This window comes from Nonomuraea turkmeniaca, assembly GCF_005889735.1.
In the GTDB taxonomy this organism is placed as follows: domain Bacteria; phylum Actinomycetota; class Actinomycetes; order Streptosporangiales; family Streptosporangiaceae; genus Nonomuraea; species Nonomuraea turkmeniaca.
The window spans coordinates 1-8,929 of sequence record NZ_VCKY01000339.1 but is presented as its reverse complement, the minus strand read 5'-3'; the positions used below and the strand labels follow the sequence as shown (position 1 = coordinate 8,929).

General features: G+C 68.8%; 10 protein-coding genes. 7 read left to right on the top strand and 3 right to left on the bottom strand.

From position 1 onward, the window contains the following. The coding region (locus ETD86_RS50145; RefSeq protein WP_246149456.1) for an MFS transporter at positions 1 to 1,243 on the bottom strand (1,243 nt) is incomplete at its 3' end. A gap of 177 nt (positions 1,244 to 1,420) precedes the next feature. Here ETD86_RS50145 and ETD86_RS50140 point away from each other — a divergent pair. The 3 genes from ETD86_RS50140 (at position 1,421) to rpsB (ending at position 4,125) form a co-directional block, all read left to right on the top strand. After that, positions 1,421 to 1,906 carry a hypothetical protein gene (locus ETD86_RS50140; protein ID WP_138673680.1) on the top strand — a complete coding sequence of 162 codons (486 nt, stop codon included), beginning with the start codon at positions 1,421 to 1,423 and terminating at the stop codon, positions 1,904 to 1,906. Positions 1,907 to 2,202: 296 nt separating this feature from the next. Further along, complete coding sequence (locus tag ETD86_RS50135; protein ID WP_138673679.1) at positions 2,203 to 2,817, top strand: ArsR/SmtB family transcription factor; 615 nt, start codon at positions 2,203 to 2,205, stop codon at positions 2,815 to 2,817. 294 nt (positions 2,818 to 3,111) lie between these two features. Then, positions 3,112 to 4,125 carry a 30S ribosomal protein S2 gene (gene rpsB / locus ETD86_RS50130; protein ID WP_138673678.1) on the top strand — a complete coding sequence of 338 codons (1,014 nt, stop codon included), beginning with the start codon at positions 3,112 to 3,114 and terminating at the stop codon, positions 4,123 to 4,125. A gap of 232 nt (positions 4,126 to 4,357) precedes the next feature. Here the strand turns inward: rpsB and ETD86_RS50125 are convergent, their stop codons facing one another. Next, positions 4,358 to 4,723, bottom strand: a complete 366-nt coding sequence (locus ETD86_RS50125) for a hypothetical protein (protein ID WP_138673677.1) — start codon at positions 4,721 to 4,723, stop codon at positions 4,358 to 4,360. Between the two features lie 12 nt (positions 4,724 to 4,735). On the opposite strand from ETD86_RS50125, the gene tsf reads away from it, so the two are divergent. The 4 genes from tsf to ETD86_RS50105 all read left to right on the top strand — a co-directional run bounded on the left by tsf (position 4,736) and on the right by ETD86_RS50105 (position 8,020). Next, positions 4,736 to 5,569, top strand: coding sequence for a translation elongation factor Ts (tsf, locus tag ETD86_RS50120; protein ID WP_138673676.1), 834 nt, complete (start codon positions 4,736 to 4,738; stop codon positions 5,567 to 5,569). Positions 5,570 to 5,750: 181 nt separating this feature from the next. After that, complete coding sequence (gene pyrH, locus ETD86_RS50115) at positions 5,751 to 6,449, top strand: UMP kinase (RefSeq protein WP_241563775.1); 699 nt, start codon at positions 5,751 to 5,753, stop codon at positions 6,447 to 6,449. A gap of 46 nt (positions 6,450 to 6,495) precedes the next feature. Continuing rightward, positions 6,496 to 7,053, top strand: a complete 558-nt coding sequence (gene frr / locus ETD86_RS50110) for a ribosome recycling factor (protein WP_138673675.1) — start codon at positions 6,496 to 6,498, stop codon at positions 7,051 to 7,053. 127 nt (positions 7,054 to 7,180) lie between these two features. Next, entirely contained in the window at positions 7,181 to 8,020 is an 840-nt protein-coding gene (locus ETD86_RS50105; protein ID WP_246149455.1) for a phosphatidate cytidylyltransferase, read from the top strand. 72 nt (positions 8,021 to 8,092) lie between these two features. Here ETD86_RS50105 and ETD86_RS50100 read toward each other — a convergent pair. Beyond that, positions 8,093 to 8,929, bottom strand: an 837-nt coding sequence (locus ETD86_RS50100) for a suppressor of fused domain protein (protein ID WP_138673673.1), incomplete at its 5' end; no start/stop codon positions are given.

Below are 8,929 nucleotides of genomic sequence, written 5' to 3'. Positions count from 1 at the left end.
GTAGGGGGGAGGTCCAGATCCAAATGGTGCTCAGGGATATGCCGGCCGCACAGAGGAGGATGACCGGGCGCAGGCCGAAGAAGTCGGCTGCGACGCCTCCGGCCAGGCCGCCCAGGGCCAGGACGCCTTGGACGGCGAAGGTCGTGGTGGCGTTCACACGACCGCGGAGTTCCGGGGAGGTCTCGCGGAGGATGATCGTGCCCATGCAGGTCGCGAAGGCCACCACTATGCCGCCCGTGATCGTCCCGGTGACGGCCAGCAGGGAGAGTTTCCACCAGAGAGGTCCGGTCAGCAGGCCCACCGCCAGGATTTCTATGGGGAAAAAGATGACTGTCGCCAGGAGGATGCGGTTCTCGCCGTAGCGCTTGGACAGGCGGGTCGTGATCCAGGCGCCCAGGAGGCCGCCCACGCCGTTGAGGGCGATGAGGGCGCCGATCATGCCCTTGGGGATGCCCAGGGTGTTCACCATGTAGAGCATGTAGACGGCCGTGTACGCCATGGCGAAGAAGTTGATCGTGACGCCCGCGGCCAGCAGGGCACGGAGCACCGGATGGGTGAGGGCGGCTTGCAGGCCCGCCGTGACGTCGTGCCACATGCCCCGGGAATGGGCGGGCTCGTTCCGCTCCGGGGTGCGGATGGCGCGCAGCATGAGTGCCGAGGCGAGGAATGACAGTGCCTCCGCCAGTACGGCCACGGGGGCGGTGAGGAACTGGACCAGGAGGCCGGCCAGGCTGGGGCCGCCGACAGAGGCGACCGAGTAGGAGGCGTGGAAGCCGGCCATCGCCTCCGTGCGCTGCGCGGGCGGCACCACCGTCGCGAGGTGGGGGAAGTTCGCCGCTTTGAAGAGCACGCCGGCCGTGCCGATCACCAGGGCTACGGCGATCAGCCAGGTGACGTTCAGGAGGCCGAGTAACCAGGCCAGAGGGACCGTGGCGGCCGCCGCGCAGGAGACCAGCTCGCAAGCGATCATGAGCGGGCGGTGCCGTCTGAGCCGGTCGGCGATGGCGCCCGACTGGAGGCCGAACAGGAGGGCGGGCACCGAGGCCGCTGCGGTCAGCAATCCCATCTGGGTTGGGGAGGCGGTCAGCAGGGTCACCGCGGTCAGGGGAATGGCCAGCTTGGAGACCTCGGAGCCGGTGATCGAGATGGTCCGGGCCGTCCAGAGGAGGCGGTAGTCGCGTTGCCTGCGGAGGGGCGGCCGTTCGGTTTGGCTGCCTGATGGGTTGTGAAGGGTTTGTTTCACAATTTATGAAGGTAACCCTTCATAGTTCTGAAGGCAATACCTCGGATCAGAGGGCGGATAGGAAGCTGATCCCTGTGTGCCGGCCGCCGACAGCCCGGCACTGCCGTCCCCGCACGGGTCGGCCGCGTCCGGGGCGCGGTTGCCGAGCGTGGACCTCAACGCCGACCACCTGGCCGCATGCGTCGTCGACGCCTGCGGCACCCAGTCGGCCAGCCCATCACGATCCCGACCGTGCTGACCGGCCCCGCCTCCCAGCGCGACGGGCGGCTGCGGCAGACGATCGGCGAGCTGATCCACCTCGCCGGCCCGCATGGCTGCGCCGGGGTCGCGATCGAGAACCTGGGCTTCGACCACGTCCGTGCCACCGGCCGGGAGACGATGGGACGCGGATGGCGGGGCAAGAGTTTCCGCCGTACCGTGGCCGGTATCCCCACTGCACGCTTTCGGGAGCGGCTGCGCGGCATGGCCTACCACCGTGGCCTGCGCGTGATCGCCGTCGATCCCGCCTGCACCAGCAAGTGGGGCGGCCGGCACCGGCAACGCCCGCTCCTGCAGCAGACCAAGCAGAACACCAGGCGGGACACGGTCACAGGCATCATGGTGCTGCGGTGGCGATCGGACGACGCGCCTTCGGACACGGGATCCGGCGTCCGCCAGGTGTGACCACCCGCCACCAGGGGATGGCGGCGCGGAGAGCTACCGGTCAGGCCGCCTGCTGCCACCCGTCAGCGCACGGGAGCGCGAGCCCGCCCAGGACCGCAGGCACGCCCACAGGGGCGGCGAGACCCGCAGGCACGCCCCCCCGGGGGGCGGCGAGGCCCACAGGCGCCCGGGCGGCCAGCACGCGCTGCCCCACGCACCCAAGGACCGTTCGGGATGCACCGGGACCCGATCCGGGCCCGGTTCACGACGCGTTGGCCACCACCGGCCAACTCGCCTGGGAACGGTACCTTTGGCGCATGACTCGGGACAGCGACGCGCTCAGTGATCCCAAGGCGATGCGGGCACTGGCACACCCGGCGCGGCTGATGATCCTGAACAGGCTGGGCGTCGAGGGCAGCGCCACCGCCACCGAGGTGGCGGAGATCGCCGGCATCACGCCCAGCGCGGCCAGCTATCACCTCCGAATGCTCGCCAAGTACGGCTTCGTCGAGGATGCGCCGCCGCGGGGCGACGGCAGGGAGCGGTTGTGGCAGCCGGTCGATCGGTCGATCCGCATCGGGGTCCTGCCCGGCGACCTACCGGACGTCCGGGACGCAAAGGTGCAGCTGATGATGGCGTCCCGGCGCCAGGCCAACGAGGAGGCCGACCGGGCGCTGGCCGACGTCGACAAGGAGCCGGCGGAGTGGCGCGACGCGACCCGGTTCAACCGTACGCTGATCAGGGTCGATGTCGAGGAGATGGTGCGGCTCAACGAGGCGATCCAGAAGCTCATCGAGCCGTACGCCGCCCGTCGCCGAGCGGAGAAGGACACGCCGAGCGGAGCGAGGATCGCCGAGGTGCAGGTCAATCTTTTCCCCGTCGCGAAGAGGCCGGTTCCCGGGCTGCCCACTGAGGATCACGACGCGCGCTGATCGCCGGCGGAGGCTCGCACCCCTGCCGGACGGTGCACCCGTACGCACTGCTTGAGGCGCGGAATGTCCGTTTGACCTCAGACGGTCAGCCTGGGGCGGTGTGGGAGGTAGACTTTTCGGTGGCCTGTGACCACAGGCCGACTTCGCATGTCCCACCGCGGACCGCGCCATCGGTCCGGGCTCATTGCCCGGCTGGAGCGGGTTCGGGGCATCAGGGCGGCAGCCGACGTGCTGCCGCGGCACAACCGAGAACCGCGCCCATCCGCAGGGCGCCCAGACCTGGAGGACCAGCAGATGGCCCCCGTCGTCACTATGCGACAGTTGCTCGAGAGCGGCGTTCACTTCGGTCACCAGACCCGGCGCTGGAACCCGAAGATGAAGCGCTTCATCTTCACTGAGCGCAACGGCATCTACATCATCGACCTGCAGAAGTCGCTCTCCTTCATCGATCGTGCGTACGACTTCGTGAAGGAGACCGTCGCCCACGGCGGCACGATTCTGTTCATCGGCACCAAGAAGCAGGCTCAGGAGGCCATCTCCGAGCAGGCCTCGAGGGTCGGCATGCCCTACGTCAACCAGCGCTGGCTGGGCGGCATGCTCACCAACTTCTCCACCGTGCACAAGAGGCTGCAGCGTCTGAAGGAGCTCGAGGAGCTCGACTTCGACAACGTCGCGGCCTCGGGGCTCACCAAGAAGGAGCTCCTCATGCGCCGTCGTGAGAAGGACAAGCTCGAGCGCACGCTCGGCGGCATCCGCGACATGGGCCGCGTGCCCAGCGCGGTGTGGATCGTCGACACCAAGAAGGAGCACATCGCGATCAGTGAGGCCAAGAAGCTTGGCATCCCTGTCGTCGCGATCCTCGACACCAACTGCGACCCCGACGAGGTCGACTACCCGATCCCGGGCAACGACGACGCCATCCGCGCCGTCGGCCTGCTGACCAGGGTCGTCGCCGACGGTGTCGCGGCCGGTCTGATGGCCCGCTCCGGCGCCGCCCGCGGTGACGAGAAGCCGGCCGCCGCCGAGCCGCTGGCCGAGTGGGAGCGCGAGCTCATCGAGCAGGGCACTGGCGAGCGTGCGGCTGACGAGGCCGCTCCGGCCGAGGCCGTCGCCGAAGAGGCCGCTCCGGCCGAGGTCGCTACGGCGGAGGCTGCTCCGGCCGAAGCCGCTCCGGCTGAAGCCGCTCCGGCTGAAGCCGCTCCGGCTGAAGCCGCCACGGCGGAGGCTGCTCCGGCGGAAGTCGCTACGGCGGAGGCTGCTCCGGCCGAGGAGGCTGCCCCCGAGGGCGAGACCGAGCAGCAGGCCTGATCCGAGCGACTGTGAGGACCGCGAGCCGCAGGTTTGACCTGATGGTGACAACCAAAGGTCACGATTGCGGCCGCGGTTCTTCCACGGGCTCGGGTGAGGGCAGGCAAGGCAACGCGACCCGACATCTGAATAACGGCTAATCACCGATCGGCTGGGCGATGCGCAAGGCACGTGTCCTGACTGGGCAAACGGCTGAGCTGCGACCGGCGAGCCGGGCCGCACGGCGCCATGGTCAGGCGGTAAGCCAGACCAGGGGCGCGGTGATGCGGCCGGACCGGCGCACCGAGCGGAGGATGACCGGCCAGGCCGAGGCGATCAGCTGAGGCAGGGCAGCGCTTGGCTGCGGTGGTGAGTTCCGGTCGCGGAGCTCCCGCCACGGCGCGCCGGAGGCCATGCCGATGGTGGTGCCGAGCTCAGGTGGTAGGTCGCGGCGAGGCTGGGCAGTGTGCCAGCGGAGCAGCGGCGAAGCCGACCCGGCCCGAGCAAGGCAAGGCTCTCGTACGGCACGCGCCTGCCGTACCGACCGAGGGTGGGTGACCGGATACCCGGCGCTCACCCGATCCACGACGACGAATCCCACGACGACGAAATCCCACAAGGAATAAGAGCAATGGCTTCCGTGAACATGGCCGACGTCAAGCGGCTTCGCGAGATCACCGCTGCCGGCATGATGGACTGCAAGAAGGCGCTCGAGGAGTCCGAGGGCGACTTCGACCGCGCCATCGAGCTGCTGCGCCTCAAGGGCGCCAAGGACGTGGGCAAGCGCGAGGCACGCACCGCCTCCAACGGCCTCGTCGCGCTCAAGCAGGACGGCGACTCCTCCGCCGCGCTGCTCGAGCTCAACTGCGAGACCGACTTCGTGGCCAAGGGCGAGCGCTTCCAGGAGCTGGCCGGCCAGGTCGTCGCGCACGTCCTGGAGACCAAGCCGGCCGACGTGGCCTCGCTGCTGGAGTCCTCCTTCGACGGCAAGTCCGTCAAGGAGCACCTGGACATCGCCAACGCTGCGCTCGGCGAGAAGATCGAGATCCGCCGCTTCACGGTGCTCGAGGGCGGCTACATCGGTGCGTACATGCACAAGACCGACCCCGCGCTGCCGCCTGCGGTCGGTGTGCTGGTCCAGCTGGACAAGCCGAACGCCGACGTCGCCAAGGACATCGCGCAGCACGCCGCCGCCATGGCCCCGCAGTACCTCAAGGCCGACTCGGTGCCGGCCGAGGTCGTCGAGAAGGAGCGCAAGCTCTTCGAGGAGATGACCCGCGAGGAGGGCAAGCCCGAGGCGGCGATCGGCAAGATCGTCGAGGGCCGGGTCAACGGCTGGTACAAGGACTTCACGCTGCTCCAGCAGGCGTTCGTCAAGGACAACAAGAAGAGCGTCGGCAAGTACGCCGAGGAGAACGGCGTCGAGGTCCTCGCCTTTGTCCGCTTCAAGGTCGGCCAGGCTTAGGCTTAGGCAAGCCACCGTCAGCCACCGGCTCAACGGCTCAGGCAAGCCACCCAGCCCCACGATCCACCGAATGAAGGAGGCCGCCGCCGTGCAGGACCACCGGGAGTCAGCCCACGAATCCACACGGGCGGCGGCTTCCTCATCTCCAATCCCGCCCAACCACCTGAGGTGGAAGCGGGTGATGTTGAAGCTGTCGGGCGAGGCGTTCGCCGGCAGCGAGCCGCTCGGCATCGACCCGGGTGTCGTCGATCACCTGGCCGACTCGATCGCAGAAGCGGTACGTGAAGGCGTGCAGGTCGCCGTCGTGGTCGGCGGCGGCAACATGTTCCGCGGTGCCACCCTGTCGCAAGGCGGCATAGACCGGGCCAGGGCCGACTACATGGGCATGCTCGGCACGGTCATCAACTGCCTGGCTCTGCAGGACTTCCTGGAGCGCCGGGGCGTCGAGACGCGTGTGCAGACCGCGATCACCATGCAGCAGGTGGCGGAGCCGTTCCTGCCGCGACGTGCGATCAGGCACCTCGAGAAGGGGCGCGTGGTCATCTTCGGCGCGGGGCTCGGCTCGCCGTTCTTCTCCACCGACACCGCGGCGTCCCAGCGGGCCCTGGAGATCGGCGCCGAGGCGCTGCTCAAGGGCACGCAGGTGGACGGCATCTACGACTCCGATCCACGGAAGAATCCTGATGCGGTCAGGTTTGACCATCTCGACTACGGCGAGGTGCTGCTGCGCGACCTCGCGGTCATGGACGCCACCGCGATCAGCCTGTGCAAGGACAACGATCTTCCGATCGTGGTCTTCGACCTGATGGGCGAGGGCAACATCCTGCGAGCCGTGCGCGGTGAGAAAATCGGCACGCTGGTGAGTCCCGCAGGGAAATGACGGAGCGAGCCCGACACCGGCAGCTAGATGACGACAGGGAGCCGCTGTGATCGACGAAACCCTCCTCGAAGCCGAGGAAAAGATGGACAAGGCCGTCTCGGTCGCGAAGGAGGACTTCGCGAGCATCCGGACGGGCCGCGTCACCCCATCGATGTTCAACAAGATCAATGCCGAGTACTACGGCACGCCGACGCCGATCCAGCAGCTGGCGTCGTTCCACGTGCCCGAGGCGCGCATGGTGCTGATCCAGCCCTATGACAAGAGCTCGATGGGCGCGATCGAGAAGGCCATCCGCGACTCCGACCTCGGTGTCAACCCGACGGACGACGGCCACGTGATCCGCGTGACGTTCCCGGAGCTTTCCGAGGAGCGCCGCAAGGAGTACATCAAGGTCGCCAGGAACAAGGGCGAGCACGCGAAGGTCTCCATCCGCAACATCCGCCGTTCGGCCAAGGAGATCCTCGACAAGATGATCAAGGATGGCGACGCGGGCGAGGACGAGGTCAGGCGGGCCGAGAAGGAGCTCGACGACCTCACCCAGAAGCACGTCGCCAAGATCGACGAGCTGCTCAAGCACAAGGAAACCGAGCTGCTCGAGGTCTGAGTGGCGCGCCGCACGGCGGACCGCGTTCGGAGGCCGGCTGCGAAGCCGGCCGCGGGCTGCCGCGGACAGCGGGTCTGGCACCTACGGCCCTCGCCCCCGGCGGGGGCCGTGGCACATGGAGAACTCTGTGGAAGAACGTACGGCTGGCACCAGCCCGAGCGGCGGCAGCCGTACCGGAAGGAACCTGCCTGCCGCGATCGGCGTCGGCGTGGTGCTGGGCGCGCTGGTCATCGGCTCCCTGTACACGATCAAGGAGCTGTTCCTCCTGGTGGTCGTGGGCGCCGTGGGCGTCGGCGTGGTGGAGCTGACCCGGGCGTTCGCCACCCGGGACATCAAGGTGCCGGCTGTGCCGGTGCTCGGCGGCCTGGCGGTGATGCAGGCGGCGGCGTACTGGGGCGGGCCGGTCTGGTTGCTCGCCACCTTCGCGATATTCGCGTTCGTGCTGCTGATCTGGCGGATGTTCAGCGACGGCACGGAAGGGTACGTGCGCGACGCGACGGCGTCGGTGTTCACGCTGTTCTATCCCGCGCTGCTGTCGGCGTTCGTGGCCATGTTGCTGCGGGCGGACGACGGGGACCACCGAGTAGTGATCTTCATCGCGGTGACCGTGGCCAGCGACATCGGCGGGTACATCGCGGGCGTGCTGTTCGGCAGGCACCGGATGACCGCCATCAGCCCGAAGAAGACCTGGGAGGGCTTCGCCGGCTCGCTCATCGCCTGCACGGCGGTCGGGGCGTGGCTGGTGACGTGGCTGCTCGGCGGGGAGCTCTGGCAGGGGGCGCTGATCGGCGCGCTGGCGGCGTTGCTGGCGACCGTGGGTGACCTCATCGAGTCGATGATCAAGCGCGATCTCGGAATCAAGGACCTGGGAACGATCTTGCCCGGCCACGGCGGGCTCATGGACCGGCTCGACTCGCTGGTGACGACGCTGGTGCCGGTCTGGTTGCTCATGACGGTGTTCTTCTAGCGGTGCCGCGCAGCGCTACCAGCGGTGCGTTCTTCCAGCGGTGCTGTGCTGTGCTTCCAGCGGTGCGTTCTTCTAGCGGTGCTGCGCCTCGAGGGTCTCCCTGGTGACGGGGGTCAGCCAGAGCCACCGCACGGCCTCTCCGCCGAAGGCGAATCCTGACATGTTGGGCATGTGGGGGACGTCGGCCTGCATCAGCACGCCGGAGTACTGCGGCCCCAGCGGGAACGTCGACGGCTCGTGATACCACTTCGCCGTGTGCCCGTGGCCCAGCCAGGTCACCGAGTGCCACGGGTACTGTGACAACCACACCAGCAGCAGCGCCGCGTCCCTGGGGTCCTCGCGGGTGGCCACGGCCAGCTCGATCCTGGCGTACGCGCCCGGTTTGTCGATCCACTGCTCGACCGTCGGCATCCGCTGACAGCTCATCCCGACCGTGGACAGCACGGTGAAGTCGCGCTTGCCGTGCGGCGGGCGCTCGGTGATCCCGACGGTCGGCAGCCGCTCGCCGCTGGCGTCCCAGTACCTGCCCGCCGGCCCCAGCACCCGGTCCAGATGCCCCATCACGAACTGCTGGAACGACGGCCACGACCCCTCACTGTGCCGCCAGCGCCAGTAGGACCTGGCATTGGTGATGCGGGGCTCCAGCCCTTCGAGCGCCTCCGACAGCGCCCACGCGAACGGCGACTCGCCCACCGCGTCCCGTGCGTACCCCGGCATGCCCCTGCTCATGTCCGCCCAGCCGGGGATGACCGCCAGCAGGTCGTCGTCCTCGTACAGGGCGACCCCGTCGCCCTCCTCGAACCACAGCGCGGTGAGCTGCCCCAGCGGCCGGCGGCCCTCTGGGTGCAGGGTGTTGTGCCGGGGCATCAGCGGCGGCAGGCCGGCGTTGATCCTGGCCAGGTCCACGAC

Bases quoted from the DNA above. Each gene is read 5' to 3' on its own strand.
- ETD86_RS50140 (WP_138673680.1), top strand. From the start codon at position 1,421: ATGCGTCGTCGACGCCTGCGGCACCCAGTCGGCCAGCCCATCACGATC.
- ETD86_RS50135 (WP_138673679.1), top strand. From the start codon at position 2,203: ATGACTCGGGACAGCGACGCGCTCAGTGATCCCAAGGCGATGCGGGCA.
- rpsB (WP_138673678.1), top strand. From the start codon at position 3,112: ATGGCCCCCGTCGTCACTATGCGACAGTTGCTCGAGAGCGGCGTTCAC.
- tsf (WP_138673676.1), top strand. From the start codon at position 4,736: ATGGCTTCCGTGAACATGGCCGACGTCAAGCGGCTTCGCGAGATCACC.
- pyrH (WP_241563775.1), top strand. From the start codon at position 5,751: ATGTTGAAGCTGTCGGGCGAGGCGTTCGCCGGCAGCGAGCCGCTCGGC.